We start from the raw sequence: 26,226 nt of genomic DNA, 5'->3' as shown, positions 1-26,226 counted from the left end.
GCAACAGCTGTGATTAAAAGAAAATCAAAAGAAAACAAATGGTTTTACTTTTTCAATACGTTAATTCTTGTGTTGTTTTCTTTATTAATTATCGTGCCAATTTGGAATATTTTAGTTTCCTCAGTTTCGTCAAGTTCGGGTTTAGCCGGTAAAGGCTTGGTTTTATGGCCGAAAGGATTTACGCTAGAAAATTATCGGAAAGTTTTTTCGGATAGTAGCATTCCGCGAGCGTTTTTGATTTCTGTTTTAAAAACAGTCATCGGTGCGTCGACGCATACGCTGTTCTGTGCAATTGTTGCTTATGGACTTAGTAAATCTAGACTAGTCGGGCGTAATATTTATACAACGATGGGTGTCATTACAATGTACTTTGGTGGGGGCATGATTCCCACGTATCTTTTGATTAAGTCATTAGGACTCTTAGATACCTTCTGGGTATATATCATTCCAGCTTTATTTAGCTATTATGATGTAGTTATCTTAATGAACTTTTTCCGAGAAATTCCACCATCTTTAGAAGAATCCGCCAAAATAGACGGCGCCAGTGAGTTTCAAATTTTTTATAAAATCTTTTTACCTTTAACAAAACCGGCATTAGCCACCATTATTTTATTTAATGGGGTAGGTCAATGGAATGACTTTATGACCACGAAATTATATATTACCAAAGAATATCTGTATCCATTGCAGATGAAAATTTATGAAATTATTGTTCAATCAAACTTGAGTACCATGACAGAGAGCGGCAGTACAGATATGGTGGTGCAGGCAACGACACGTGGTGTTCAGCTGGCAACAATTGTCATTACAACGATACCAATTTTAATCATTTATCCATTACTACAAAAACACTTTATCGGCGGTATGATGGCCGGTGCAGTAAAAGAATAAAGAAAGTAGGGAACAATATGAAAAAAGTTTTAGGCGGTTTATTGGTGGCAACGGCGGTCGTTAGTTTAGCGGCCTGTAGCGGTGGGGAAAAGAAAGCTAGCTCAGATGTCTCAATTAAGGATCGGTATGAATTAGATGAAAAGACGCCTGCTTGGAAGTTAGATAAGAAGAAAGAACCGACCAAGATTAAATGGTATATTAACTCAGATTGGACGGCGCTACCTTTTGGAAAAGACGTGACCACTGCGCAGATTAAAAAAGATTTAAATGTGGATATTGAATTTATTTCCGGCGATGATTCAAAATTAAATGCCATGATTTCAAGTGGAGATATGCCTGATATCGTGACATTAACTGAAAAAACTGGACAAGCAGCATTGAAAGCAGATTCTTGGGCCTATTCTTTAAACGATTTAGCTAAAAAATATGACCCCTATTTAATGAAAGTTGTTAACCAAGATACGTTTAAATGGTATGCCTTAGAGGATGGAAAAACATATGGTTACCCTAATTACTCTAATACAAAAGCAGATTATGAAAGTGGAAATATCCCAGTAAATGATAATTTTGTTATTCGTGAAGATGTCTATAATGCATTAGGCAAGCCAGACGTTTCAACACCAGAAAATTTTGAAAAAGTCATGCAACAGATTAAAGAAAAATATCCTGAGATGACCCCAATGGGCTTTACCACAGTGGGCGATGGTGCAGGACCATTTTTAGACAAATTACAAGACTTCTTAGGTGTTCCTTTAGAGGATAAAAATGGTAAATACTATGATCGAAATTTAGATAAAGAATACTTAGAATGGTTAAAAACATTTAATGATGTTTACCGAGCAGGCAATATTAGTGATGATAGCTTCACAGATGATGGAGCGACGTTTGATGAAAAAGTGAAACAAGGAAATTATGCAACCATGCTCGTTGCTGGAACCAGTGGTCAAGGTGGGAACTTTACAGAATTTATGAAAAAATCTGGCACACGTTATATAGCCATTGATGGACCAAGTAGTACTTCTGGCCGAAAACCAACATTAAATCAAACCGGCATTTCAGGTTGGTTAAGTAATTACATTACGAAAGATGCGAAAGATCCAGCGAAAGTCACTCAACTATTCACATATTTAATTGATGAACCAGGACAAATTTTAACAAAATATGGCGTTGAAGGAGTTACTTATGCGTACAATGATCAAGGGAAAATTGATTATTTACCAGAAGTGAAAAAATTAGAACAAACAGACAATGATGCCTACAACAAAAAATATGGCATTAGTCGTTTCCTATACTTTAACAACGACCGTGTCAATAAACTAAAAGTGCCAATGGAAAGTGCTTTAACGCAAATGCAAGAATGGGGCAAAGGAAAATTAGTCCCACATTTCGTAATTGAAAATATTAATCCAGATGCAGGAACGCCGGAAGCTCGGGCGAATGAAGCGATTGAAACCAAACTAAATACAACCGTTATTTCAATGATTCGTGCGAAAGATGATAAAGCCTTTGACAAATCTTTAGAAGACTACAAAGCATTCTTAAAATCAAATAAATGGGATGCAATTGAAAAAATAAAATCTGAGAAAATGGCGGAAAACAGAGACAAACTTAAGTAAGAGAGGAGGAGAGAAAAGCGGATAAAGCAACGAGAAATCCGCTTTTCTCTTTTAATATGAATAAGCTATTTGCATATGAAGGTTGGTATTATCGGATTTTTTCTTTTATTGCCAACTTGATCATTATTAATTTTCTCTTTTTAATTACCTGTATAACAGGCATCTTTAGCGGTGTCGGCTTAATTGCGTTGTATCGAACGATATATCGTTTGTATCGTGAAAAAGATATTCCTGTTTTGCGAACGTTTTGGACAGCATTAAAAAATAACATCATGCGAGGTTTTATTTTAACAGGTGTCTTGTTCGTTGCTTTTTTACTGGGCGGTATTGTCGTAACAAGTTTATTTAAAATAGCCACTAGTTTAGGTTTCTTAGCTATTTTTCTATTAAGTTTTGTTGCATTATTTTTGACGAGTTTTCTTTTTCTCTTTTCCGTTTTTAATTGGTCCGTTAAAAAGACACTAGGTGAGACGGTTTATGTGGTCTTAAGTAATAGTGCCAATGCGATTATTTTGTTTATTTTACCTCTTTTAACGTTTGTTTTTTTCTATAAGTTTAATTTGTTTTTATATATTGCGTTAGGATTCGGGACAACGGCTTTTCTTCAAGTTGCGTTTTTTCAGAAAGTGTTAGGTGTGGAACATGAATGAGTATTTTGAGTTTTGGGAAAAGACTAAGGAAGAACTTCAAAAAATACCGCTAGATATCCATCGGCGGGTCATTGACTATCCATTGGAAAATGTTCAAGTGGAACAGGTCGACTTTTTAAGTTTCCTAGGTGAGCGCATCTTTGGCTATTTGTTACTTCCTAAAACGGCGGGGAAACAGCCAATAGTGATTGATTGTTTAGGCTATATGAATCATATTCAAGAACCTTGGCAATTTGCTCATTGGACACAAATTGGTTGTGCTTGTTTTGTCATTGATAATCGAGGTCAAGGGGGATTAACCAAAGATCGCGTGCCATATCAAACAATTTGGCATGAAGCACCAATGGGACGAGGATTTCTAGACAAAGAAGATTGGTACCAACGCCGTTTGTTTGCCGACCATTTACGTAGCGTAGAAGTGGTGCGGACCTTTACTGAAATTAATCAGGACCAAATCATTCTTCGTGGTGGTTCCCAAGGGGGTGGCGTAGTGTTAATGGTGAACAGTTTAGTCGACTTCCCGATTTTAGCTACTTTTGCAGATGTTCCAAGTCATTCTTGTTTAGAAAATCGAGTAGCAGAAGGAACGGGTTCGTATCAAATTATTCATCAGTACTTACAAGAGCATCCTCAAGCGCATGAAAAAATTGCCGCGGTCCTTCCTTATTTTGATAGTCGTCACTTTGTTTCGCAAATTAAAAATCCAGTCTTTGCTTCTGTTGGGAGTCACGATCCGATATGTCCGATGAAAGATTTTTTCCCTTCTTATCATCAGATAAAGGCAAGAAAAGCAGTCAGAGTGTATTGGAAAAAAGGCCATGGTGGTGGTGAAACAACCCAGATTCGTCGTGAAATGCGTCAAATTCAACAACTATTGCAGGAGGTTAAAAATGAAAGTAGCTACGTATAATGTCCGGGTAGATACAGAGTATGACCAAGATTGGCAATGGTCTTTTCGTAAAGAGGCTGTTTGTCAGTTAATCAATTTTCATGATTGGAGCCTTTGTTGTATTCAAGAAGTACGACCGAATCAAGTCAGGGATTTAAAGGCGTATACAACATTCACCTGTCTTTCTGCGGAAAGAGAAGGGGATGGTCAAGGAGAAGGACTAGCGATTCTCTATAACGAACAAAAAATTCAGGCTATTGATACAGGGTATTTTTGGTTATCTGAAACACCTCAGCAGCCAAGTATCCATCCTGAAGCTGGCTGTCCAAGAATTGCTTTGTGGGGACTATTTAAGGAAACGACTCAAAATACGCCTTTTTTAGTCATCAATGTTCATTTGGATCATATTTCAGCTCATGCTCGTTTAGCAGGAATGACCGTTATCTTAGAGGAGTTACATGACAAAATTGCACAGTATCCAACTTTATTAATGGGCGATTTTAATGCAGAGTCGGAGGAAGAGGTTCATCAACTTGTTCAAAAAAAATTTCAAGATAGCAAAAATTTAGCTACTCATTATGGCCCAAGAGGAACATTTCAAAATTTTACTTACACAAAACCTTGGGCGGAATTAGAAGAAATTGATTATATTTATGTAAAAGGTTGGCAAGTACAGCAAACCGCAAGTTTAACAGATAGTATCGATGGACGTTTTCCCTCCGACCATTTTCCTTTAGAAGCAGAAGTATGTATTGAAGAAAGGTGAGAGTATGAAAGAAAATCAACTGATTCAATTAGTCGAAGAAATGACGATTGATGAGAAAATTAATCAATTATTACAATTAGCAGCAGCGTTTTATTCAGATAAAGCAGAAGAAAAGACCGGCCCTATGTCAGAGCTAGGACTAAGTCAAGAAACGATTGATACGGCTGGGACAACACTGGGTGTTTCTGGTGCAAACGAAGCAAAACGTGTTCAAAAAGAATATATGCAAAATCATCGATTAAATATTCCAACACTTTTAATGGCGGATATTATTCATGGTTTCAGAACCATCTTTCCGATTCCTTTGGCTTTAGGAAGCACTTGGGATGAAGCAGCGGTTGAAAAAATGGCGGAGATTTCAGCAAAAGAAGCTGCTGTTTCAGGATTACATGTAACCTTTTCACCAATGGTTGATTTAGTGCGCGATCCACGTTGGGGACGTGTCATGGAGTCAACAGGTGAAGATCCATTACTCAACAGCCGCTTAGCTGCTGCAATGGTTAGAGGTTACCAAGGAGAAAATTTAAAAGAAGACAATTGGCGAGTAGCCGCGTGCGTGAAGCACTTTGCGGCATATGGTGGTGCCTTAGCTGGTCGGGATTATAATACGGTAGATATGTCTGAACGGCAGCTAAGAGAAATGTATTTACCTGGCTATAAAGCTGGATTAGATGCGGGTGCAAAACTTGTCATGACGTCCTTCAATACAGTGGATGGGATTCCTGCTACAGGCAACCAATGGCTGTTTAGAGACGTATTACGAAATGAATTTGGCTTTGAAGGGGTTGTGATTTCAGACTGGGGAGCGATTAAAGAATTAATTCCTCATGGCGTTGCCAAAGATGAAAAACAGGCAGCAGAATTGGCTATCAAAGCTGGTGTAGATATTGAAATGATGACCACGTGTTATCCAGATTATTTAAAAGAATTACTTGAAGAAGGCCGGATTGCTGAAACACTTATTGATGAAGCAGTTATGCGAATTTTAAAACTAAAAAATGAGCTAGGCTTATTTGAAAATCCCTATCGTGGTGCGGATGAACAAGCGGAAGCAGAAGTGATTTTAAGCAAAGAACATCGAGAAATAGCTAAAAAGATTGCTCAAAAATCAATGGTTCTTTTAAAAAATGAAAATATTTTGCCTTTTACACCGCAAGAAAAAATCGCGCTTGTCGGTCCAGGGGCCCAATCACAAGATATTTTAGGGGCTTGGTCATGGCAAGGAAAGAAAGAAGAAGCCATTTCACTCGTGGCTGGGGCCCAAAAATTAACCACAAATCTTCTAGTTGCCCAAGAACCCTTTGATTACTTTGAACCGACCGCGGCGGCCATTGAAGAGGCTTTAACGTTAGCTAGTCAAGCAGATAAAGTAGTAGTGGCACTAGGCGAAACAGATTGGATGAGTGGGGAAGCTGCCAGTCGCAGTGATATTCGTCTACCCGAAAAACAATTAGCAGTGGTGGCACAAATTATTGAGAAAAATCCCAATGTTGTTGTCACGGTCTACAGTGGCCGGCCCTTAGATTTACAAGGGATAGATGTTGCAAAAGGAATTGTGCAAGCTTGGCAACCTGGAACAGAAGGGGGCAATGCGCTAGCAGAAATTTTGTGGGGAGAGTACAATCCAAGTGGTCGTTTAAGTATGTCGTTCCCAGAAACGGTTGGTCAAGTGCCAATTTTTTACAATGTCGACAATACTGGGCGTCCTTATGAGTCAGCACCAGAAGAAAAATATGTTTCTAAATATTTAGATGTCTCTAATTACGCTAAATATCCCTTTGGATTTGGCTTAAGTTATAGTCATTTCTCTTATCAACCAATTCAACTAAGTGCATTAACATTTACCAAAGAAGAACCAGTCACTGTCTCTGTTTTAGTAAAAAATGACAGTCCAATCGCTGGAGAGGAAACCGTGCAATTTTATGTACGTGATTTGGTGGGACAAGTGGTTCGCCCAATTAAAGAGTTAAAAGATTTCCAAAAAGTTTGGCTGGAACCAAAGGAAGAAAAAGAAGTTCAGTTTCTTCTTTCAGAGGATATGGTGCGCTATGTTCATTCAGACAATCAGGTAACCAGTGATGCAGGTGAATTTATCGTAATGATTGGTGGAAATAGTCGCGATGTACAAACCGCAACAGTCACGTTAAATGAATAAGATGGGAAGGATAAGTTATGCAGATAAAGAAGCTTAAGCAAGCAGACACAGTTGCTACATTTCTAGAGACAGGTGATTTAAAAGAATTGAATAGCTGTGGCATGATGATTAATCAATTAGAAGGTAATCCTTTAGACGGCAGTATGAACCAACTCTATTTGCGGATAATTACAGGGGACACAATTAATTATCGACCAATGATTGGTTCCAACAGTCAAAGTGATTTTTATCTTTCAGATAATCAATTGACATGGCGGGGTGAATTTGAAGCGGTTCGTTACCAAGTTGACTTTCGTTTGGGGCCAAGCAATCAATGGTTCTGGCGGGTTAATGTCACTGGAACTGGCTTAGTAGATATTGTTTATGGTCAAGATATTGGCTTAGCGACAAAAGGAGCCGTTCAGTCAAATGAAGCGTATGTGTCGCAGTATCTTGATCATCACATTTGGCAAGAGGGCGAAGAGCTTGTTGTTTTATCAAGACAAAATCAACCGCAAAATGAGAAGTTTCCAGCCCTTATTCAAGGGAGTTTTCAAAAATTAGCAGGCTACTCAACGGACGGCTATCAATTTTTTGGACGTTCATTTAAACAAACGAACACACCAGAAGCATTGAGGAAAAGATATTTAGCAAATGAAGTCTATCAATATGAATTTGCTTACACCGCTTTACAAACGGAAGCCGTCCAATTAACGAATGAAAGTAAGGAATTTGTTTTTTATGGTGCGGTAACAGAAACACATCCGCAAGCATTAGCTGAACCTTTTTTATCGAAAGAAGCCTTACAAGCTATTTATGAAACTGTGACATTCGATTCATTAGAAGGAACACAGGACTATCCTCCGAAACTTTTAGGAGAACCTATCACAGGAAATCCATTAACAGAAGAAGAATTGGCCGCACTTTATCCCCTTCAGACACAAATTGAAAAAGTAGGAGGTCAGACGTATTCCTTTTTCACGGAAAATTACCATCATGTTGTTCTTCAAGAAAAAGAAATTGCCATGGAAAGAGCGCATGGCCACATTTTATTAAGTGGTAAAGGCTTAACGGTTGATGAACCTTTGCTTAGTACGACAGTGTATATGTATGGCATTTTCAATTCACAAGTAGTTTTAGGAAATACGACCATGAACAAATTAATGAGTAATAGCCGAAACGCTTTAAACGTTATGAAACGCTCTGGTCAACGAATCTACATTTTAGAGAATGGCTTATGGCGCTTACTAACAATGCCTTCTGCTTTTGAAATGGGGTTGAACTCTGCTACTTGGTATTATAAGTTGCCAAAGGATACAATTCGTGTACGCACTTTCACTTCGCCTGATTCAAGAGTGATTCAATTGGAAGTGACCAGTCAAAAGGATGCGTATATGTGGGCTGTTTCTAACCATTTGTTATTAGGACCGGAAGAAGTACCAACCTATCAATTAGAACAAGCTGGCAAAACGCTTCGAGTGACGGGAAATCATTCTGCTACAGAAAATTATTACCCAGAACTAACCTATGCATTGACAGTTGATAAATCATTTCAAGTAACCGATAGCACATTATTTGGTGGAGCTGAAGCGGACTTATTAGTCTTGGCAATCGAAAAGACCCAAAAATTTTCACTACTTATTACGGGCAGTATAGAGGACCAAGCATTAGTTAATACACCATTAGATTTTGAAAAAGCAGAAAGTCAATATTTGGCATTCATTAATGGCTTGTTGCATCATTTTGAGTTAACACACACAGACTCAAGTGTGCAGCAAATGAATCAATTAACTCGTTGGTATACTCATAATATGCTCGTTCATTATTTGTCGCCACATGGCTTAGAACAATATGGTGGAGCAGCTTGGGGCACACGAGATGTGTCGCAAGGACCGACAGAATTTTTCTTTGCGACGCAACAGCCTAAGATCGTGGCCTCCATTATTCAGCATCTATTTGAAAATCAATTTGAGGACGATGGCAACTGGCCGCAATGGTTTATGTTTGACCGATACGAAGAACAAAAAGCCAGTGAAAGCCATGGCGATATTATCGTCTGGCCATTGAAAGTAGTGACTGATTATTTGGAACAAACTGCAGATTATTCAATCTTAGCTACGGAAATCCCTTATACAAGTCGCAAAGATAATCACAAAACAAAAGAAACAGCATCTTTATTTGAACATTTGAAAAAAGAAATAAATTATATTGAACAACATTTTTTACCAGAAACTTTTCTATCCTGTTACGGTGACGGCGATTGGGATGACACGTTACAACCTTATGATAATCGTCTTAAAGAGCAAATGGCTAGTAGTTGGACCGTTGCCTTAACGTATCAAGTGTTGAAAAAATTTGCGGCTTTAATTACGGAAATCGATGCTACTTATAGTTTGCACTTAACAATTTTAGTCGCAGGAATAAAGAACGATTTTCAAAAATATATGTTGGCGGATGAAACGATTCCAGGGTTTATTTATATGGAAACGCCAGAAACTTTTGAACAAATGATTCACCCAAATGACCAAAAAACAGGAATTCAATATCGATTATTGCCAATGACTCGTAGTATGTTAGCTGAATTATTAACACCGGAACAAGTAAGTCATCATTTAGAAATTATTGAAAAAGAATTAACGTTTCCTGATGGCGTGCGCTTAATGAACAAACCAGCGAACTATCGAGGCGGTGTGAGCACTAATTTTAAACGAGCAGAACAGGCGGCTAATTTTGGTCGCGAAATTGGCTTACAGTATGTTCATGCGCACATTCGCTATACAGAAGCGATGGCGAAAATTGGTCAGCGAGACAAAACCTGGCAAGCATTAATGCAAATCAATCCAGTTCAATTAAAAGAAGTGGTTCACAATGCAGAGTTACGTCAAGCCAATGCCTATTTTAGTAGTTCCGATGGCGATTTTAAAACAAGGTATGAATCACAAGAAAATTTTGGTAAACTAAAAGATGGAAGTATTGGGGTAAAAGGTGGTTGGCGAATTTATTCAAGCGGGCCGGGAATTTATTTAAATCAATTAATTACAGCTGTTTTAGGGATTCGGCAAAAGGCCCAAAGCGTGGTTTTTGATCCCATGTTACCAGAAAAATTGTCTGGTTTAACACTAACTTACCAATTGTTTGATAAACCTGTCACATATAAATTTTATCCAAATCAGTCAGCGAAAATAGTTATCGATGGTCAAGAAGTTCCGTTTAAGTTTGAAGAAAACCCTTATCGAGAAGGGGGAATGGAAGTTCAAAAAGACGAGGTACTTTCATTATTAAATGAAGCAAGTGTTATTGAAATTTACCATTAGAAAGGAGAGTAGTCCATGGTAGGAATTAAAGATATTGCAAAAAAAGCAGGCGTATCAATCTCGACCGTTTCTTACGCATTGAATGGTAGTTCAAAGGTAACTGAAGAAACACGAACGCGCATCCAAGCAATTGCTGAAGAGCTAAACTATGTTCCTAACATGGCCGCTCGCACATTAAAACGTCGTCAAACCAATATTATTGGTGTCTATTTGGCCGATTATGGCGGTAGTTTTTATGGTGAATTGTTGGAGGGAATTAAGAAAGGCTTAGCACTGTTTGATTATGAGATGATTGTCTGCAGCGGTAAAAAGTCACATCTTTTCATTCCTGAAAAAATGGTGGATGGGGCAATTATTTTAGATTGGACATTTCCAACAAAAGAAATTGAAAAGTTTGCTGAACGAGGCCATTCGATCGTTGTCCTTGATCGAACCACTGAGCATAGGAATATTCGGCAAGTTCTCTTGGATAATCGTGGCGGTGCCACGCAGGCAATTGAGCAATTTGTCAATGTGGGTTCAAAAAAAGTTCTTCTGCTTTCTGGACCAGAAAAAGGTTATGATAGCCAAGAAAGATTGGCTGTTAGTACACGAGAATTAACTCGTTTTGGGATACCTTATGAAATTATCCAAGGCGATTTTACCGAACCTTCTGGCTATGCGGCTGCTAAAAAAATTTTGAGTCAACCACAGACAGAACCAGTCGATGTTTTTGCTTTTAATGATGAAATGGCGATCGGTGTCTATAAATATGTTGCAGAAACAAATTACCAAATGGGGAAAGACATTCGGATTATTGGTTTTGATAATTCTGAACTAGGTGCGTTTGTGCAACCGCGATTAGCAACAATTGCCTATTCTAAACATCGATGGGGCATGGTGGCTGCAGAGAAAATTATTCATTTAATGCGGGGAGAACCTGCTGAGAGCGAACACATTTACACTCGTTTTATAGAAGGAGAATCTTTTCCGTCTGAATAATAAATAAAAAGTTTGGTCCAATGCTAGCTAAGCTAGCGGACCAAACTTTTTTCTGTAATGGTAATTTCTTCTGATGCAATGGGTTCATCCAGACTGAGAAGGCGATCTCTAAATTTAAAATGGACCGGCTTATTCTCATTAATAAATTCATACGGGTAAGCGCCTTGGATTGTTTCACCAGGATTGATTTCATCTGCTAAACGATCTAATTTGTCTTGGAAAGGTGAATCTGTTAAGACTGCATATTGTAAATTTTGGGCTTTTCCGTGGACAGTTTGACTAACTTCCATAAAACTTTGAATCATTAGCTGAATATTTTGTGTTTTTTCGGTTGTATTGGTTAATTCAAACAGGACATAAAACATTGGTTTGCCTTGATAATCTTTTCCTTTATGCAAGGCAGTTAAGGCTAAACGACCATCTGGAACCAACAATGTTCGATTTTCATACGTCCCAATACTTGTCGCCAACACTTCATCAGGTGCGGGCGCACTTTGACTTGCTGGGCTGCCACTTACAGTTGAACAAGCACTTAATAAGGTACTTAGAACGAGTAAGCTCATTAAAATGTAGGGTTTCCTCATATAAAGTCCTCACTTTGGTTGATTGACTATGTAAAAAACAAATTGCTTGTATCTATATAAAAAAGAGTGCTACAAGCAATATTTTAATCGTAGTTCTAGTAAATAGCAATACTTTTATCAAAATTCATGTTTGGAAATATAATTTGAAAAATATTTTTAACTAGCAGAAAAACATTTCTAACAAAAAGTATTGGCTCAAAGTAAAGAGATCGTTTTGTTAGAAATGAGAAATGGCAACATAAAAGTTTTCTATTTTTCTGCAATTAAGACAGTTTCAAAAGTGAATTCACTAGGAATATGATTCGCAATTGAGTATTCAAAAATATGTCCATTGCCTAGGTAAGCAATTTGTTCTGCACGCATCAGGAAATCATTATCGGTTAAGTTTAGATATTTTTTTTCCAACGCAGAAGGACGGATCCCAGAAATGCTGACCCGCGCACTTTGAATTTTTTGATGCAATTGTTCCGAAATATATTGATAAATGGAGACTTTCAATTCTTTCATTGTCAAGTTCGGAATTAAAGCAACGGGCATCCAAGTGTATTCAATAATTGAGGGCACATCTTCGATAATCCGTAAACGAATAATTTTGTAGACTAACTCTTCTTCTGTAATACTTAATTTTTCAGTCACCCAAGGCTCAGGTACTTCTGTTGCAAAGCCTAAAACCACGGATTCAACTTTTCCATCGTAGGTTGAGTAAGTGCCGGTTAACGGAGAAAATTTAGTAATGGTTCGATTTTGAAAGTCTTGAACAAAGCTGCCCGAGCCACGTCGTCTGACAACATAACCTTCTTGCACAAGCAAATGTAAGGCTTTTGTAATGGTTAGTTCGCTGACTTGATATTTTTCTGCAAGAAGACGACCTTGGGGTAACTTTTGATTAATGGGATAAACACCTGCTTCAATATCCTGTTTTATAGCTGCATAAATTTCTTTATAACGTGTATTTGTGCGCATCAGAGTCCTCCTTTATCACCAGTATTTCTCTCATTATACCATGAATTTAACGTGTTAAAACTATATATTTATTTTTAACGTAACCACTTAATAATCAAGTACTTAAATAAAAGTAGTTGACTTATCCTTTTTAAAACTATATAGTTTTAAAAGTAAACAGAAGAACTTATTGATCTGATTGGTACTTTTTGTGAAAACCTTTTACAATAAAAGGGCAGCACAGAAAAGAGGGAGGTATGACAATGGAACATCACCAACTAAAAGCATTTCCGCAAGATTTTTTATGGGGCTCTGCTTCGGCAGCTTATCAAGTAGAAGGTGCTTGGAATGAAGACGGCAAAGGCGCATCTGTTTGGGATGAATTTGTTCGGCTACCAGGAAGAACGTTCAAAGAGACAACTGGCGATTTAGCCGTCGATCATTATCATCGTTTCAAAGAAGATGTGGCTTTAATGAAACAACAAGGTTTAAAAGCATATCGTTTCTCGATTGCATGGACACGAATTTTACCTGAAGGGCGTGGTCAAGTAAATCAAGCGGGACTGAAATTTTATTCAGATTTAATTGATGAGTTATTAGCGGCAGGAATTGAACCAATGGTAACTTTATATCATTGGGATTTGCCAGCTGTTTTGCAAAAAGAATATGGTGGCTGGGAATCAAGAAAAATTATTGCTGATTTTGTGGCCTATGCGAAAATTTTATTTGACGCTTTCCGTGGCAAAGTTCGCTATTGGATTAGTTTAAACGAACAAAATGTGTTTACTTCGTTAGGTTATCAATTAGCCGTGCATCCTCCCGGCGTAACAGACAATAAACGGATGTATGAGGCCAATCATATTGCTAATTTAGCCAATGCAGCAGTGATTAATGCGTTTCATGAATTAGAAATGCCTGGCAAAATTGGCCCTAGCTTTGCTTATACGCCTGTTTATGCCGTTGATGCGCATCCTGCCAATGTTTTAGCGGCTGAAAATGCAGAAGATTTGCTGTCGCATTTTTGGTTAGATGTCTATCTTTGGGGAGAATACCCAATTGCCGCATTAAATTACTTAAAGGAGCAAGGTGTGGCCCCAACGATAAAAGAGGGCGATTTAGCGTTACTACGTTCAGCCAAACCTGATTTTCTAGGTATTAATTATTATCGGACGGATACGGTTGCTGCTAATCCATTAGATGGCGTTGGAATAGGGAAGATGAATACAACGGGTAAAAAGGGTTCTGAAACGGAATCTGGGGTACCAGGATTATTTAAAAAAGTAAATAATCCATATGTTGAACGAACGAACTGGGATTGGGCCATTGACCCGCAAGGTTTGAGAATTGCCTTACGACGATTAGCTAGTCGCTATCAAGTGCCTATTTTAATTACTGAAAATGGGTTAGGCGAATATGATACCTTAACAGAAGATAAACATATTCATGATACTTATCGCATTGATTATTTGCGAAGCCATATCCAAGCGATTCAAGAGGCGATTACGGATGGCGTTTCAGTTATTGGTTATTGTACATGGAGTTACACCGATTTACTGTCGTGGCTTAACGGCTATCAAAAGCGTTATGGTTTTGTCTATGTGGATCAAGATGAAACACAAAAAGGTTCCTTAGAAAGAATCCCGAAGGACAGTTATTATTGGTATCAAAAAGTCATTGAAACAAATGGACTAATCTAATTATAAGAAAAGAGTGTGGAAAATATGACAGTAAAAATGGGGTTTATTGGATTTGGTAAAAGTGCCAACCGCTACCATTTACCTTACGTAATGATTCGAGAAACACTAGAAGTGAAAACGATTTTCGATTTACATGTTAATGAAAAAGCAGCAGCGCCCTTTAAAGAAAAAGGTGTAAATTTTACCACTGACCTTAATGAATTATTGACAGATCCAGAAATTGAATTGATCACAATCTGTACGCCTGCGCATACACATTATGATTTAGCCAAACAAGCCATTTTAGCTGGTAAATCAGTGATTGTGGAAAAACCATTTTGTGATACGTTAGAACATGCAGAGGAATTATTTGCTTTAGGGCAAGAAAAAGGGGTAGTAGTGATGCCTTATCAAAATCGACGTTTCGACGGCGATTACCTAGCGATGAAGCAAGTAGTAGAGCAAGGATTTTTAGGAGAAATCAATGAAGTGGAAACGCATATTGATTATTATCGACCAGGAAGTATCACGGAACAAGGACCTAAAGAAAATGGTTCGTTTTACGGACTAGGCATTCATTTAATGGATCGCATGATTGCTCTTTTCGGGCGTCCAGATCAAGTCACTTATGATATTCGTAATAATGAAGTGAGCGAGGCAGTCGATAATTATTTTGACGTTGATTTACATTATGGTTCAAAATTAAAAGTAAAAGTTAAAACGAATCATTCTGTCGCTAGTCCGTATCCACGTTTTATTGTTCATGGCAGCAATGGCTCGTTCATCAAATATGGCGAAGATCAACAAGAAAATGATTTAAAAGCCGGAATCATGCCGGATGCACCAGGCTTTGGAGAAGATTCACCAATGTATTATGGAGAAGTGACCTACCGTAATGGCAATGGCGACTGGGTTAAAAAACAAATTAAAACGCCTGTAGGTGATTACGGTCGTTATTATGATGCCGTCTATGAAACGTTGAAAAATGGTGCACCGCAACTAGTAACTGAAGAGCAAGCATTAACTAACATCGAAATTTTAGAAGCGGGTTTCCTTAACCCAAGTCCAAGTGTTTATCGTTTGAAAGAAAACTAAAGCGTGCTTAAATGACTTGAAAAGCGCCTGCCCTACAGTCCAGACAACTGTGGGGCAGGCGCTTTTATTTATAAAGAATTGTGAATTTTAATATAAGAAACGTATATTGTTAGTAAAAATAAAAAAAGGAAAGACATCTTAGTAGCACTACTTCCCCAAGAATTGCTACTAAAATGTCTTTTGTGATGCTCGCTCAATTGAAGAGCCTTAAATAGGATATCGAATATCCAGTATAAATGCAAGTAAACTACTTTATAGTTAATATTAGTATACTTCATAAAATAATTTTTCAAAGAGAAAAAGGCTTGTTATGAGAAAAAATTAATTTTTAACTCGTTTTTTCTAAGCAAGATTCGTGCGAAAAAGACAATAATTACTGAAGCTGAATGGTAATTAAAGAGGTTCTTTGCTAAAATAGGAAAGACAAGAAAGTTTGGTTAACGAAAGAACCAAATCAGAAAGGAGGACAACCAGTGGAAAGTTGGCTTTTTTTACTACTGATTGCCTTGATTGCGTTTGTTGCAAAAAATCAAAGTTTATTAATTGCGTCAGTTGTTGTGCTTGCTTTAAAAGCTTTACCAAATAGTGCGAAAATCATGTCGTGGTTGTCAGATAAAGGCATTAATTTAGGCGTCACAATTATTTCAATTACCATTTTAGTCCCGATTGCTACAGGACAAATTGGCTTAAAGGATTTAATTCAATCATTCAAAACACCGATGGGGTGGCTGGGGATACTTTGTGGAATTCTGGTGGCTGTTTTATCCTCAAAAGGAGTAGGTTTAATTAATCAATCGCCAGAGATTACGGTTGCCTTAGTTTTTGGAACGATTCTTGGCGTCGTTTTTTTAAAAGGAATTGCAGCTGGTCCGATTATTGCATCGGGGATGATGTACGTAATCATTACTACCTTTCAAGCCTTTCAACACTAAAAAAGCAAACAAAACGCGTAAACGTTTTGTTTGCTTTTTTAGTGTTGATAAATGTCCACATTACTATCTAATATGCCACTTTCATTTTTTAAAGTAATGGTTCCCGCATTCGGATGAATCACTAGCTGTAAATGCCCTGTTAAAAACATTTGGTCATACGTCGAAGTATAGACGTGAAAAGAATCATTAGCAATTGTTTCGGTATAAGGCGCTTCTGCTTGATCAACAGGAACGATAATGAAACGATCGCCAATCATACAACAACCTTCTGCGGAAGAATAAGGATTAGAGCCGTCATTTGCTACCAACAAGAAGGTGTTCGTTTCAGTTAAGAAAGGGGCTAAACGTTGTTTTACTTCTTCAGAAATAGTCAGAGACATTTGCCTCACTCCTTTAAATAATATGTAAAAGGAAGAGGGTAGCTTGTCGCTATGCCGCTCTTCAAAGGTTTTGTTATTTGCTTGTTTCTTTACTGCTTTTTTTGAAAAGAGCAATAGAAAAGGCGACAACTAAGACAACTGTTGCAGCTAAAACAAATGGATTTTTTGTTGCTGATGTGAACCCTAGGACTGTTGAACCAATCGCACCTACGTAAGATAAAATAATCGCTGCTTTCTTTGGTGTTGAAAGTTCTGTAAAGCTATCGCGGAAGGCGACACCTAAACCTAAAGCGCCAATAAAGGCAAACATCCCAAAAATAATGTGTAAAAAGACCATGAATTTCACCTCCAACAGTCAGTATAGAGAGAAATAGCTAGTTTGTAAACTAATTGAGCTTACTTGTGTTATTTATCACTTGATAAATGTCTTTGCCAATGCAAAAAAACAACGTACGATCAATCGGCAGTACGTTGTTTTTTAGTTTAATATAATTAGGAAGCAGAAGCCTTATTTTGCTGGATTTTTTTGATTGATTCTTCTGTTGGCGTCACATATAACGTTCGTTGGTTTTCATAAATCACATAACCTGGTTTTGCTCCATTGGGTTTATGCACATGTTTTACTTGGACATAGTCAACAGGCACTTGTGAAGAAAGTCGATATTTTGAAAAATAAGCTGCTAGAAGTGCGGCTTCAGTAAGGGTTTCTTCGCTAGGATGTGCGTCACGAATAATTACATGAGATCCAGGAATATCTTTGGCATGGAGCCAATAATCAGTTTTTTTAGCGGTTCGTAAAGTTAATTGATCATTTTGCAAATTGTTTTTACCAACGAGAATAGGTGTGCCATCTGTGGCATAAAAAAGATCGGGTTGGCTTTTTTTCGGCTGTTTTTGTTTTTTATTTTTTTTACGTTTTAAATAGCCTTGTTCAATCAGTTCTTCACGAATCACTTCAATGTCCATTGGTGTCGCAATTTCAAGTTGTGCCACAACTGACTCTAAATAAGAAATTTCTTGTTGTGTTTGCTGAATTTGTGTCTTAACAACTCGGACAGCATTTTTCAATTTTTGGTATTTTTGAAAATATTTTTGTGCATTTTGATTAGGTGAAAGTGCAGGATTTAGCGAGATACGCAATGGTGCATTTTCTTCATAATAATTTGGTAATTCCACCTCGGTGGCTCCTTTTGGGACTTGTGCCATGAAGGTTGTTAATAGTTCTCCGTCGCGACGGTAATTTTCAGCGTTTTCTGTATCGGCTAAGGTTTGTTGTAATTTTTTAAGTTTCTTTTGATTTCTTTTTAGTTCATTTTCAATTTTGCGAATTAGTTCGCCGCCTTGTTGTTTGACACGGTCTTTCTCTGCTTTACCAGAATAAAAGGCATCTAGTAATTCACTGAGTGTCGCATACGTTGTTTGTTCACCAACTAATGATTGATAAGGAATGGGCGTAAAATATTCTTTTTTTTCAGTGACGGTTAATGTGGGTACAACAGCTTCAGTGACTGAGGACCAAAATTCCGTCCAGATGGCCATTTTTTCATTTGGTTGTGAAAGTAAACGGGCACTTAATTCGTCTGCTGTATCTTTGCCTAGACCTTGGAAATGTTGTTGTAAATAGCGTCCGTTTAATTCAGGAGCTGTAGAAAGAAGCGCAAAGACTTCTTCTTTTGAGGCCGTGAGCGGATTAAGTCCCATTGGTTTTGGCGGTTCAATATAAGTTGCTCCAGGAAGCAACGAACGATAACTATTTTGGCTCATTCCAATGTGTTTTATCGCATCTAAGATTTTTCCAGAAGATTGGTTAACTAAAACGATTGTACTGTGACGTCCCATTAATTCAACAATCAAAACAATATTTTGTAAGTCACCTAGTTCATCTCTTTTTGAAAAGGTGAAGTGAATCACGCGATCATTTTCTATTTGTTGAATCGTTTCTAAAATGGCACCGTCCAGAAATTTTCGTAACATCATCACAAAATTAGGAGGTGTTTCCGGATTGCTATAGGTAATTGTAGATAGTTGTATGCGCGCATAACTAGGATGTGCTGATAATAATAATTTATGGTTTTTACCTTTCGCACGAATGACTAAAACGACTTCGTTTTCATAAGGCTGATGGATTTTTGAAATCCGGCCACTTACGAGTGTTTCTGTCAACTCATGAACCATGCTATGAGTAAATACGCCATCAAATGACATAATAAATCCCTCGTTTCTTTCCGACTAATAGCTTTATTATAGCGGAGTTTTTGAATTTAAGAAAGAAGCTTGTTAAAAAGGAGTTGGGTTTTCCTTAGAAAGCTGGGGAAGTTTGCTGGTTTTTTTAGTAATTAAAGCGCAAGGGTAGGCAAGAAAGAAAATGATTAGTATAATAGATAAGAACTAAAAGCGAGGAGCGATTAGAAGTTGAATAATTTTATGGAAGAACTAAAAGAGGCACTTTATGAATTAAGACAAAGAAAACTGTTAATGATTACCGCTATTGTAGCATTAGTATTAATAATTGGCTCAATCATTTTTATTCCAACGATGCAAAAAAATATTCGAGCTGCTCAAGTTGAATCGTTAGTCGCAGGACCCATCAAATCAGAGAAAGTCAGTGTCTTAGATTACAAAACAGCAGACAAGAAAATCCAAGAAACAGGAGCCATGTCAGTCATGTTTGCTAAACCGTCTGGCAAGCAATACGATCAAATGGTGAAGCTGTTTAATTCAGATAAAATGAATGAATTTCATCGATCGCTGTATATCTATCCGTTAATTTATAATGCTGGCAAAGCACAAGAGCAATACAATGTTAGCGGCGATGAGATCACGCTTGTTTTCTTTGAAAACGGCAAAGAAAAGACACGGACGGTTGTCGAAAAATCTATGGATTTAAAAACACAATTAATACCAGAATTAAATCGATTACCAATGGCTGGCGTTTTGAAAGACCAACAAAAGGCAGCCCAAGAAGCTGAAAAAGAAGCAGCAAAGACCGCTGAAACACAGACGACGACCAGCATGACTGGCGTTGCTCAATCTACTGAAACGACGACAGAAAGCACTGATACAGTACCAGAAACTGGTGAATAATAGCTAGCTATGTTAAACTTAGATTGTAGAAAGTTTTAAGGAATTAGAAAGAGGGGATTTTCGATGGCATTAGTAATTTCAATGACGATTTTAGTAAGTTTATGGCTGATTCAATCGCAAAAACAAGCAGTTAAAGTTCCCGTGAAAATTGAAAGAAACCGAAACAATTAAGTGGTAAATATGCTGAAATAAAGAAAAACGAGCCTCTCATAAGAGTGGCTCGTTTTTAGAAGTAAAAGAAATGCAAGAAAATAAAAACTTTTTCTTGACGAACAAAATCAATATAGTGTAGACTACCTTTAACAACATAACTAGGAGGGAAAATACATGACACAATTATCTAACGTAAAAGAAATGCACCAATCATGGCAAAACTGGCGTAGATAGTTGTATGTATGATTCTTTCATAGATACAACTTTAGAAGACTTATTCTAAAAAGTGTATCTATGCTGGTTATATTCAAGAAGAAAAAACGACCACATAGAGGACCCATCTATGTGGTTTTTGTTTTGCATAAAAACAACGACCACTCCTAAACACTTAGGATAAGTCGTTGTTTTTTTGCTACGAATCACTACGATTGGCACGAAGTGACAGAGTAGATGCAGGCTGCGTATACTCGCCGCAGTTTGGCCTTCAAGAGTGATGAGTAGTACAAGGTGAACGAAGAGAACGTTGTCCCATTCGTAGAAAAGTGCTCCTGCGATTCTCACCAAAATTGAGATCCTCGTCGCAGCTAAATCCTGACATTTGTAAAAAAGTGTTCCTAGGATTTTGACTAAGCAGAGGATTACGAATCTCAGTTTCACTTTCAACGGAAGAAACGCCCTATAGATAATGGTTTTATTATTAAAAAGAAAAAGTTGCCAAACAAAAGGGCAGTTAGGAGAATGCAAAATGAAAAATAAACGTTTAACGTTTGTCGTGTCTTTATTAGCTATTTATTTAATCGGTGCTTTTTTTGTGAATCAAAAAGTGACGAATTCAAAGAAAGAAACAGTTACTGTAGGGGTTTTGCAGTTTGTCAGTCACCCCGCATTGGACGAAATTTATAAAGGTGTCGAAGAAGGGTTAAAGGAAAATGGCTACGACAAAGGCAAAAACTTAGAAATTATTCTTCAAAATGGTCAAGCCGACCAGAGTAAGTTAGCAATCATGAGTCAACAATTAGTACAAAAAAAGGCAGACGTTTTAATTGGTATCGCCACGCCAGCTGCGCAAGCGTTAGCCAACACTACCCAAGAAATCCCGATCATTTTAGGCGCCATTACGGACCCTGTTAGTGCTGGATTGGTGAAAGACAATCAAAAGCCAGGCGGTAACATCACGGGTGTTAGTGATCAATCACCTTTGTCAGCCCAGATGGATTTACTAAAAGAATTGATACCAGCTGCCAAAAAAATAGGTATTCTCTATGCTTCCTCAGAAGAAAACTCTCGATACCAAGTAGCTGAAGCGCAGAAAGCAGCTGAAGCCAAAGGATTGACAGTGAAAACATATGCTGTGCCATCGAGTAATGAAATTGCACAAACGGTTCAAGTGATGACTAAGGAAACAGATGTGATTTATATACCAACTGATAATACGATTGCTAATGCCATGCAAACGGTAGTCGGAGAAGCAAATCGAACCAAGACGCCGATTATTCCTTCGGTGGATACAATGGTAGAACAAGGCGGTTTAGCAACAGTAGGGATTAATCAACATGCGTTGGGGGTACAAGCCGGCAAAATGGCAGCAGAGGTTCTGTCTGGAAAAAGTCAACCAGCAACTACACCCATTTATACCTTTAATACAGGCGACACAATTATCAATGAAAAACAAGCTCAAAAGTTAGGAATTACGATTCCCGCAGAGTTAGCAAAAAAATCGAAATTGATTAACTAATTATCAAAGAAAGTAGGAGAAGCGATGATTGTTTCAGCAATTGGACAAGGAATGTTATGGGCCTTGTTAGGACTAGGTATCTTTATGACTTATCGTATTTTAAATTTTCCAGATATGACCACAGAAGGTTCATTTCCGTTAGGGGGGGCGGTTTGTGTAACTGCCATTACAACGGGGGTTTCACCATTTGTAGCGACTCTTTTAGGGGTCGGAGCAGGAATGCTTGCCGGTTTAGTGACTGGTTTACTATTTACAAAAGGAAAAATTCCAATTATTTTAGCAGGAATTTTAGTGATGTCTGGTTTAAATTCCGTGATTTTATTTGTGATGAAATCGCCAAATAAGTCTTTATTAAACCAACCGAAGATTCAAGATGTTTTTCAAAAAATGGCCTTACCAGATTATTATGATACTATTTTTTTAGGGATTAGTGTTTTGGCTGTGGTAATGATTTTACTGTTATTTTTCTTTAACACTAGTTTAGGACAAGCCTATATTGCGACAGGTGACAATGAAGAAATGGCTCGCTCGATTGGCATTCAAACGGATCGCATGAAAATTTTAGGATTGGTTTTATCGAATGGCTTGATTGGCTTATCTGGCGCTTTGATTGCCCAAAATGATGGATATGCGGATGTAAGTAAAGGAACCGGCGTCATTGTGATTGGCTTAGCTTCACTCATTATTGGTGAAGTACTGTTTGGAGAATTAACGTTTGGTGAACGGTTGATGGCGATTGTTGTAGGGAGTATTATTTATCAACTATTGATTTTATTAGTGATTAAATTAGGCTTTGATACAACGTATTTGAAAATCTTCTCAGCAGTGATTTTAGCAATCTGTTTAATGATCCCGCAATTAAAAAAAGCATTACGACTACACGGCTTTTCTGATAAGGGGGAAACGAAATGAAACCAGTTGTTGAATTAAAAAATGCGACAAAAATCATTGATAATGGGATGAATGAAAAAAAAGTGATTTTGGATCATGTGAACTTAGCCATTTATCCCGGGGACTTCATTACTGTTTTAGGTGGAAATGGCGCAGGCAAGAGTACGCTATTCAATAGTTTAGCAGGAACTTTGACGCTAACAGAAGGACAATTTTTAATTGAAGGAGTCAATCGCACCAATCTTTCTGAAGTCAAACGGGCCAAATCTCTAGCGCGTGTTTTTCAAGATCCTAAAATGGGGACAGCACCAAGAATGACTGTGGCAGAAAATTTATTGCTTGCCATGAAACGCGGACAAAAACGTCCCTTAACATTACGGAAGATAAATGAGCAACGCGCCTTGTTTACAAAAATCTGCCAAGAAGTTGGCAATGGCTTGGAAAATCATCTGGATACACCGACAGGTAACCTTTCTGGCGGTCAACGCCAAGCCTTAAGTTTATTAATGGCCACTATCACAAAACCAGAATTATTACTTTTAGATGAGCATACTGCTGCCTTAGATCCCAAAACATCCAAGCAGTTGATGCACTTAACGGAACAACGGATTGAAGAAGGGAACTTAACTTGTTTGATGATTACCCATCGAATGGAAGATGCTTTACGATATGGCAATCGTTTAATTGTTTTACAAAAAGGTAAAATTGTTCAAGATTTAAACGCTGCTGAAAAAGCACAATTAACGCTACAAGATTTGTTGCTGTTCTTTGAAGAAGTAGAATAAAAAACAAGCTCGTTTTCTGAGCTTGTTTTTTTTTATTTTTTGACCAATCGGAAGAGTCGCTTGGGGAAAAAACGTTTGACAATTCGTTCCAGTAACGATGTCACCATAAAGCCCGCTGCGATAGCTGCAGCAGTAAAGACAACTTTTAAAATCAACTGCAACCCGTCATCAATGTTTCCTAACAAAATGCTCCGAACCGCTTGATAGGCAGGGCCTCCTGGCACTAAAGGAACCAAACTAGGAATATAAAAAATAATCATCGGCATTTTTTTGTAACGAGAAAAAAAGATACTAGCGATCCCTAACCCGACCGTTCCTAAAAAGTTTGCAAAGGTTTGACTAGCATCAAAAGTTTGCGTTAAGACATAATAAATCATCCAGCCTGTCATGCCAGTAATACCACAAGCCACCAGTGCTTTACGAGGAATGTTCGTAATAATACCAAACGTCACAGTCGCTAAAAAACTAAAGAGAAGATGAAAAATTAGTTCCATTTGAACACTCCTTACATAAATAATTTAAAAATCAAGGCAATTCCCAGGCCAACAGACCCAGCAATAAAAATAGCTTCTGTCCCTCGCGCCGTCCCGCTGATGAGGTGGCCGGCTAAAATGTCGCGAAAAGAGTTCGTAATCGCCACACCTGGAACTAATGGCATCACCGCACCAATAATAATATTATCGATGTTGACCGCTAAGTGAAAATGCACAGCCAAATAGGCCAACAAACCAATGACAAAAGCGGCTGCGAATGAATCGAGGTAAGGAACTTGGAATAACTTTTGGGTAAAAAGATAACTGGTATACCCAATCACGCCAACAAAAAAAGTTGCAATAAAATCTTGCCAAGTGCCACCAAAAATGTACATCAACGTACAACTAACAATCCCGGCTGCTAACAAGCGTAACGAAATTGAAAAAGTGGGGGTATCTGTTTCTAATAGAGTTAAGCGCTGATAAAGCTCTGGTAGAGTAATCTCTTTTTGTGCAAATTCTCTTGATAATTGATTGACAAGGCTAACTTTTTCCAAATTAATCGAGCGCTGGGGGATGTTTTCTAATTGCGTATAATTACTGGAACGAAAGCCCACGAAAATCCCTGTAGCCGTCGTGTAACAAACGCTCTCTGGCTCGCCAGCATTTGCAGCAATCCGAGTAATTGTATCTTCGGTTCTATATACTTCAGATCCGCTTTCCAGCATAATTTTTCCAGCTAAAATGCATGTATCAATAATTAATTGTTTTCTTTTTTCGCTATTAACCAAAGGAATGGCTCCTTTCATTTCGAGTTCACTTTTAGTGTATCATTTTTTTTAAGAACTGTACGCAATTTAAAACAGAGATAGAAAAAAAGTGTGATTTTTTACAAAAATGAAACGAATCTTAAGAATAAATGAAAACAAATAAGGAATTAGTAAAAATTATGGGTTAGTTGTAAGAATCTAGGATCTTTCCTTGCATTTTAGTAGGAAACATCCTATCCTAAACATAGAAAAACAAAGGGGTCAATAAAAATGGACAACCAATGGTTACTCTACGGAATTAGCAGTGTTGTATTAATTATTTTAATCAGAAGAACAATCCTATCAGGAAACATCGTATTAAGTTGTTTGTTGGGAGCGATTTTGCTGATTCAAGTAGTGGGAGTAGCTCTCTGTGCACAGCAGAAAAAGAAAAATGAACATACAAAAGAACTACCTTCTTCTAAAGTACATCAATAGAAGAAGGTAGTTTTCTCTTATAGTAAATCAAATTTTTTCAAGCCATTAACAATGCCATTCTCAGTATTTTTAGTTGAAATAAAGGTGGCTTTTTCTTTTAGTTCTTCTCGCGCATTACCCATGGCAATTCCATAATCACAGGCCTCAAACAGCGCCAAATCATTGATGCCATCACCAAAGGCATAAGTGGGAATGCCGTTTAATCCCAAGGTGTTAAAAAGATTTTTGACACCAGAGCCTTTAGAGACCCCTTTACGAACAATATCTATTGAAAAAGGACCATTGCGATAAAAGGTTAATTCAGGAAATCGCTCATAGTAATATTCATCATCATCGCCATGTTGACTTAAGACCAACATCATGTTGACGGCATCATTCTCATAACCTGTGGGATCAATTTCTGGAACAGCTGAATGAATATAGTCATAGGCTTGTTTCACTGTGCCAGTATGCCCTGTACAAAAAATACGGCGCTCATTGTAAAAAGCCAATTCATGACCACGATGTTTGACATGTTCATGCAGTGAAACACATTCCTCTGTTGTAAATTCATCTGAATAAATCGTTTTTCCTTCATAATGAATAAATTGCCCGTTCATTACAATCGCTGAGTCAATGCCACTGGCTTTCATAATTGGCTGAATCTCACACAAGGTCCGTCCTGTCGCAATTAAAGGTAAAATTTGATTGTCTTTCAAGGCCGCCACTGCTGCGGTAATCTCAGGAGTTATTTGCGATGTTCCATCTAACAAAGTTCCATCTAAATCAAAAAAAGTAATAGCTTTCATTTTATCCATACCCTAACATCCTCTCTACGCTTGTTATTTTAACAAACTTTTCTGAAAAGACAATGGGTTCCTTTCGTTTTCTTTAAAAGAGCAGGAAAAAAAGTGATTTTTGATGGTTCTGTAAAGGATTTTTGAAGAAATATAGAATCGGTTGGTACAAATTCAATTTTAGAGTATACTACAATAGAGCAGTTTTATGAAAAGTGAATAAGGAGTGAAT

25 protein-coding genes are annotated in these 26,226 nt (G+C 37.6%); 16 read left to right on the top strand and 9 right to left on the bottom strand.

The genetic code is table 11. The annotated features are described in order from the left end of the window. The first annotated feature begins 9 nt into the window (after positions 1-9). From KQI94_RS02480 to KQI94_RS02445, 8 genes are read left to right on the top strand one after another with little or no spacing between them, the layout of a single operon-like run. The gene (locus KQI94_RS02480; RefSeq protein WP_002357901.1) at positions 10-891 is read left to right on the top strand and encodes a carbohydrate ABC transporter permease; all 882 of its coding nucleotides are present in this window, start codon (positions 10-12) and stop codon (positions 889-891) included. A 17-nt stretch (positions 892-908) separates the two neighbouring features. Further along, complete coding sequence (locus KQI94_RS02475) at positions 909-2,507, top strand: ABC transporter substrate-binding protein (RefSeq protein ID WP_002357899.1); 1,599 nt, start codon at positions 909-911, stop codon at positions 2,505-2,507. 56 nt (positions 2,508-2,563) lie between these two features. Next, positions 2,564-3,157, top strand: coding sequence for a DUF624 domain-containing protein (locus tag KQI94_RS02470; protein ID WP_002369557.1), 594 nt, complete (start codon positions 2,564-2,566; stop codon positions 3,155-3,157). Continuing rightward, positions 3,150-4,067: an acetylxylan esterase gene (locus tag KQI94_RS02465; RefSeq protein ID WP_002390129.1), complete on the top strand. Its 918-nt coding sequence runs from the start codon at positions 3,150-3,152 to the stop codon at positions 4,065-4,067. Before KQI94_RS02470 ends, KQI94_RS02465 begins: the two co-directional genes overlap by 8 nt. Then, positions 4,048-4,812, top strand: a complete 765-nt coding sequence (locus tag KQI94_RS02460) for an endonuclease/exonuclease/phosphatase family protein (RefSeq protein ID WP_002369554.1) — start codon at positions 4,048-4,050, stop codon at positions 4,810-4,812. The genes KQI94_RS02465 and KQI94_RS02460 overlap by 20 nt, the downstream gene beginning before the upstream one ends. Before the next feature lie 4 nt (positions 4,813-4,816). Then, positions 4,817-6,967, top strand: a complete 2,151-nt coding sequence (locus KQI94_RS02455) for a glycoside hydrolase family 3 N-terminal domain-containing protein (protein ID WP_010777577.1) — start codon at positions 4,817-4,819, stop codon at positions 6,965-6,967. A gap of 17 nt (positions 6,968-6,984) precedes the next feature. After that, positions 6,985-10,260 carry a hypothetical protein gene (locus KQI94_RS02450; protein ID WP_002369551.1) on the top strand — a complete coding sequence of 1,092 codons (3,276 nt, stop codon included), beginning with the start codon at positions 6,985-6,987 and terminating at the stop codon, positions 10,258-10,260. Between the two features lie 15 nt (positions 10,261-10,275). Continuing rightward, on the top strand, positions 10,276-11,241 hold the full coding sequence (locus KQI94_RS02445) for a LacI family DNA-binding transcriptional regulator (RefSeq protein WP_002360522.1): 966 nt from the start codon (positions 10,276-10,278) through the stop codon (positions 11,239-11,241). A gap of 32 nt (positions 11,242-11,273) precedes the next feature. Here KQI94_RS02445 and KQI94_RS02440 read toward each other — a convergent pair whose 3' ends face one another. Further along, positions 11,274-11,804, bottom strand: coding sequence for a DUF5067 domain-containing protein (locus tag KQI94_RS02440; RefSeq protein ID WP_002384665.1), 531 nt, complete (start codon positions 11,802-11,804; stop codon positions 11,274-11,276). A gap of 270 nt (positions 11,805-12,074) precedes the next feature. Continuing rightward, positions 12,075-12,788: a GntR family transcriptional regulator gene (locus KQI94_RS02435; protein ID WP_002366529.1), complete on the bottom strand. Its 714-nt coding sequence runs from the start codon at positions 12,786-12,788 to the stop codon at positions 12,075-12,077. A gap of 242 nt (positions 12,789-13,030) precedes the next feature. On the opposite strand from KQI94_RS02435, the gene KQI94_RS02430 reads away from it, so the two are divergent. The 3 genes from KQI94_RS02430 to KQI94_RS02420 all read left to right on the top strand — a co-directional run bounded on the left by KQI94_RS02430 (position 13,031) and on the right by KQI94_RS02420 (position 16,470). Beyond that, complete coding sequence (locus tag KQI94_RS02430) at positions 13,031-14,464, top strand: glycoside hydrolase family 1 protein (RefSeq protein ID WP_002369549.1); 1,434 nt, start codon at positions 13,031-13,033, stop codon at positions 14,462-14,464. A gap of 24 nt (positions 14,465-14,488) precedes the next feature. Further along, positions 14,489-15,538: an oxidoreductase gene (locus KQI94_RS02425; RefSeq protein ID WP_002390130.1), complete on the top strand. Its 1,050-nt coding sequence runs from the start codon at positions 14,489-14,491 to the stop codon at positions 15,536-15,538. A 473-nt stretch (positions 15,539-16,011) separates the two neighbouring features. Beyond that, positions 16,012-16,470: a DUF441 domain-containing protein gene (locus KQI94_RS02420; RefSeq protein ID WP_002357887.1), complete on the top strand. Its 459-nt coding sequence runs from the start codon at positions 16,012-16,014 to the stop codon at positions 16,468-16,470. 38 nt (positions 16,471-16,508) lie between these two features. Here the strand turns inward: KQI94_RS02420 and KQI94_RS02415 are convergent, their stop codons facing one another. The 3 genes from KQI94_RS02415 to efbA form a co-directional block, all read right to left on the bottom strand. Then, complete coding sequence (locus KQI94_RS02415) at positions 16,509-16,850, bottom strand: iron-sulfur cluster biosynthesis family protein (protein ID WP_002391631.1); 342 nt, start codon at positions 16,848-16,850, stop codon at positions 16,509-16,511. Positions 16,851-16,923: 73 nt separating this feature from the next. Next, positions 16,924-17,187 (bottom strand): hypothetical protein, encoded by a 264-nt coding sequence (locus KQI94_RS02410; RefSeq protein WP_002381957.1) that lies wholly within the window; start codon positions 17,185-17,187, stop codon positions 16,924-16,926. Between the two features lie 155 nt (positions 17,188-17,342). Further along, a complete protein-coding gene (efbA, locus tag KQI94_RS02405; protein ID WP_002369545.1) occupies positions 17,343-19,055 on the bottom strand; it encodes a fibronectin-binding protein EfbA in 1,713 nt (570 codons plus the stop codon). A gap of 219 nt (positions 19,056-19,274) precedes the next feature. On the opposite strand from efbA, the gene KQI94_RS02400 reads away from it, so the two are divergent. Beyond that, complete coding sequence (locus KQI94_RS02400) at positions 19,275-19,934, top strand: hypothetical protein (protein ID WP_002390132.1); 660 nt, start codon at positions 19,275-19,277, stop codon at positions 19,932-19,934. Positions 19,935-20,366: 432 nt separating this feature from the next. On the opposite strand, the gene KQI94_RS16460 is transcribed toward KQI94_RS02400, so the two are convergent. Beyond that, positions 20,367-20,744 carry a hypothetical protein gene (locus KQI94_RS16460; RefSeq protein WP_002390134.1) on the bottom strand — a complete coding sequence of 126 codons (378 nt, stop codon included), beginning with the start codon at positions 20,742-20,744 and terminating at the stop codon, positions 20,367-20,369. Positions 20,745-20,832: 88 nt separating this feature from the next. Between KQI94_RS16460 and trpX the strand changes: the two genes are divergently transcribed. From trpX to KQI94_RS02385, 3 genes are read left to right on the top strand one after another with little or no spacing between them, the layout of a single operon-like run. Continuing rightward, positions 20,833-21,822, top strand: a complete 990-nt coding sequence (gene trpX, locus KQI94_RS02395; RefSeq protein WP_079995066.1) for a tryptophan ABC transporter substrate-binding protein — start codon at positions 20,833-20,835, stop codon at positions 21,820-21,822. Between the two features lie 24 nt (positions 21,823-21,846). Further along, positions 21,847-22,734, top strand: coding sequence for an ABC transporter permease (locus KQI94_RS02390; RefSeq protein WP_002357879.1), 888 nt, complete (start codon positions 21,847-21,849; stop codon positions 22,732-22,734). Continuing rightward, entirely contained in the window at positions 22,731-23,498 is a 768-nt protein-coding gene (locus tag KQI94_RS02385) for an ATP-binding cassette domain-containing protein (protein WP_002357878.1), read from the top strand. Before KQI94_RS02390 ends, KQI94_RS02385 begins: the two co-directional genes overlap by 4 nt. 32 nt (positions 23,499-23,530) lie before the next feature. Here KQI94_RS02385 and KQI94_RS02380 read toward each other — a convergent pair whose 3' ends face one another. Continuing rightward, positions 23,531-23,992 (bottom strand): threonine/serine exporter family protein, encoded by a 462-nt coding sequence (locus KQI94_RS02380; RefSeq protein WP_002357877.1) that lies wholly within the window; start codon positions 23,990-23,992, stop codon positions 23,531-23,533. A gap of 11 nt (positions 23,993-24,003) precedes the next feature. Beyond that, positions 24,004-24,780, bottom strand: coding sequence for a threonine/serine exporter family protein (locus KQI94_RS02375; RefSeq protein WP_002382216.1), 777 nt, complete (start codon positions 24,778-24,780; stop codon positions 24,004-24,006). A 231-nt stretch (positions 24,781-25,011) separates the two neighbouring features. Here KQI94_RS02375 and KQI94_RS02370 point away from each other — a divergent pair, with 231 nt between their 5' ends. Next, positions 25,012-25,218, top strand: coding sequence for a hypothetical protein (locus tag KQI94_RS02370; RefSeq protein WP_002357875.1), 207 nt, complete (start codon positions 25,012-25,014; stop codon positions 25,216-25,218). Positions 25,219-25,235: 17 nt separating this feature from the next. Here KQI94_RS02370 and KQI94_RS02365 read toward each other — a convergent pair whose 3' ends face one another. Further along, positions 25,236-26,015, bottom strand: a complete 780-nt coding sequence (locus tag KQI94_RS02365; RefSeq protein ID WP_002369540.1) for a Cof-type HAD-IIB family hydrolase — start codon at positions 26,013-26,015, stop codon at positions 25,236-25,238. Between the last annotated feature and the right edge of the window lie 211 nt (positions 26,016-26,226).

This window comes from Enterococcus sp. S183_ASV_20 (assembly GCF_018919685.1).
GTDB classification, from domain to species: domain Bacteria; phylum Bacillota; class Bacilli; order Lactobacillales; family Enterococcaceae; genus Enterococcus; species Enterococcus faecalis.
Note: the sequence above shows the minus strand (reverse complement) of the source record. Positions and strands in the feature narration are given on the sequence as shown.

What these genes read in the sequence shown, in the direction of transcription:
- KQI94_RS02475 (WP_002357899.1), top strand. Translation starts at nt 909, where the DNA reads ATGAAAAAAGTTTTAGGCGGTTTATTGGTGGCAACGGCGGTCGTTAGT.
- KQI94_RS02470 (WP_002369557.1), top strand. Translation starts at nt 2,564, where the DNA reads ATGAATAAGCTATTTGCATATGAAGGTTGGTATTATCGGATTTTTTCT.
- KQI94_RS02465 (WP_002390129.1), top strand. Translation starts at nt 3,150, where the DNA reads ATGAATGAGTATTTTGAGTTTTGGGAAAAGACTAAGGAAGAACTTCAA.
- KQI94_RS02460 (WP_002369554.1), top strand. Translation starts at nt 4,048, where the DNA reads ATGAAAGTAGCTACGTATAATGTCCGGGTAGATACAGAGTATGACCAA.
- KQI94_RS02455 (WP_010777577.1), top strand. Translation starts at nt 4,817, where the DNA reads ATGAAAGAAAATCAACTGATTCAATTAGTCGAAGAAATGACGATTGAT.
- KQI94_RS02450 (WP_002369551.1), top strand. Translation starts at nt 6,985, where the DNA reads ATGCAGATAAAGAAGCTTAAGCAAGCAGACACAGTTGCTACATTTCTA.
- KQI94_RS02445 (WP_002360522.1), top strand. Translation starts at nt 10,276, where the DNA reads ATGGTAGGAATTAAAGATATTGCAAAAAAAGCAGGCGTATCAATCTCG.
- KQI94_RS02440 (WP_002384665.1), bottom strand. Translation starts at nt 11,804, where the DNA reads ATGAGCTTACTCGTTCTAAGTACCTTATTAAGTGCTTGTTCAACTGTA.
- KQI94_RS02435 (WP_002366529.1), bottom strand. Translation starts at nt 12,788, where the DNA reads ATGCGCACAAATACACGTTATAAAGAAATTTATGCAGCTATAAAACAG.
- KQI94_RS02430 (WP_002369549.1), top strand. Translation starts at nt 13,031, where the DNA reads ATGGAACATCACCAACTAAAAGCATTTCCGCAAGATTTTTTATGGGGC.
- KQI94_RS02425 (WP_002390130.1), top strand. Translation starts at nt 14,489, where the DNA reads ATGACAGTAAAAATGGGGTTTATTGGATTTGGTAAAAGTGCCAACCGC.
- KQI94_RS02415 (WP_002391631.1), bottom strand. Translation starts at nt 16,850, where the DNA reads ATGTCTCTGACTATTTCTGAAGAAGTAAAACAACGTTTAGCCCCTTTC.
- KQI94_RS02410 (WP_002381957.1), bottom strand. Translation starts at nt 17,187, where the DNA reads ATGGTCTTTTTACACATTATTTTTGGGATGTTTGCCTTTATTGGCGCT.
- efbA (WP_002369545.1), bottom strand. Translation starts at nt 19,055, where the DNA reads ATGTCATTTGATGGCGTATTTACTCATAGCATGGTTCATGAGTTGACA.
- KQI94_RS02400 (WP_002390132.1), top strand. Translation starts at nt 19,275, where the DNA reads ATGGAAGAACTAAAAGAGGCACTTTATGAATTAAGACAAAGAAAACTG.
- trpX (WP_079995066.1), top strand. Translation starts at nt 20,833, where the DNA reads ATGAAAAATAAACGTTTAACGTTTGTCGTGTCTTTATTAGCTATTTAT.
- KQI94_RS02390 (WP_002357879.1), top strand. Translation starts at nt 21,847, where the DNA reads ATGATTGTTTCAGCAATTGGACAAGGAATGTTATGGGCCTTGTTAGGA.
- KQI94_RS02385 (WP_002357878.1), top strand. Translation starts at nt 22,731, where the DNA reads ATGAAACCAGTTGTTGAATTAAAAAATGCGACAAAAATCATTGATAAT.
- KQI94_RS02380 (WP_002357877.1), bottom strand. Translation starts at nt 23,992, where the DNA reads ATGGAACTAATTTTTCATCTTCTCTTTAGTTTTTTAGCGACTGTGACG.
- KQI94_RS02375 (WP_002382216.1), bottom strand. Translation starts at nt 24,780, where the DNA reads ATGAAAGGAGCCATTCCTTTGGTTAATAGCGAAAAAAGAAAACAATTA.
- KQI94_RS02370 (WP_002357875.1), top strand. Translation starts at nt 25,012, where the DNA reads ATGGACAACCAATGGTTACTCTACGGAATTAGCAGTGTTGTATTAATT.
- KQI94_RS02365 (WP_002369540.1), bottom strand. Translation starts at nt 26,015, where the DNA reads ATGGATAAAATGAAAGCTATTACTTTTTTTGATTTAGATGGAACTTTG.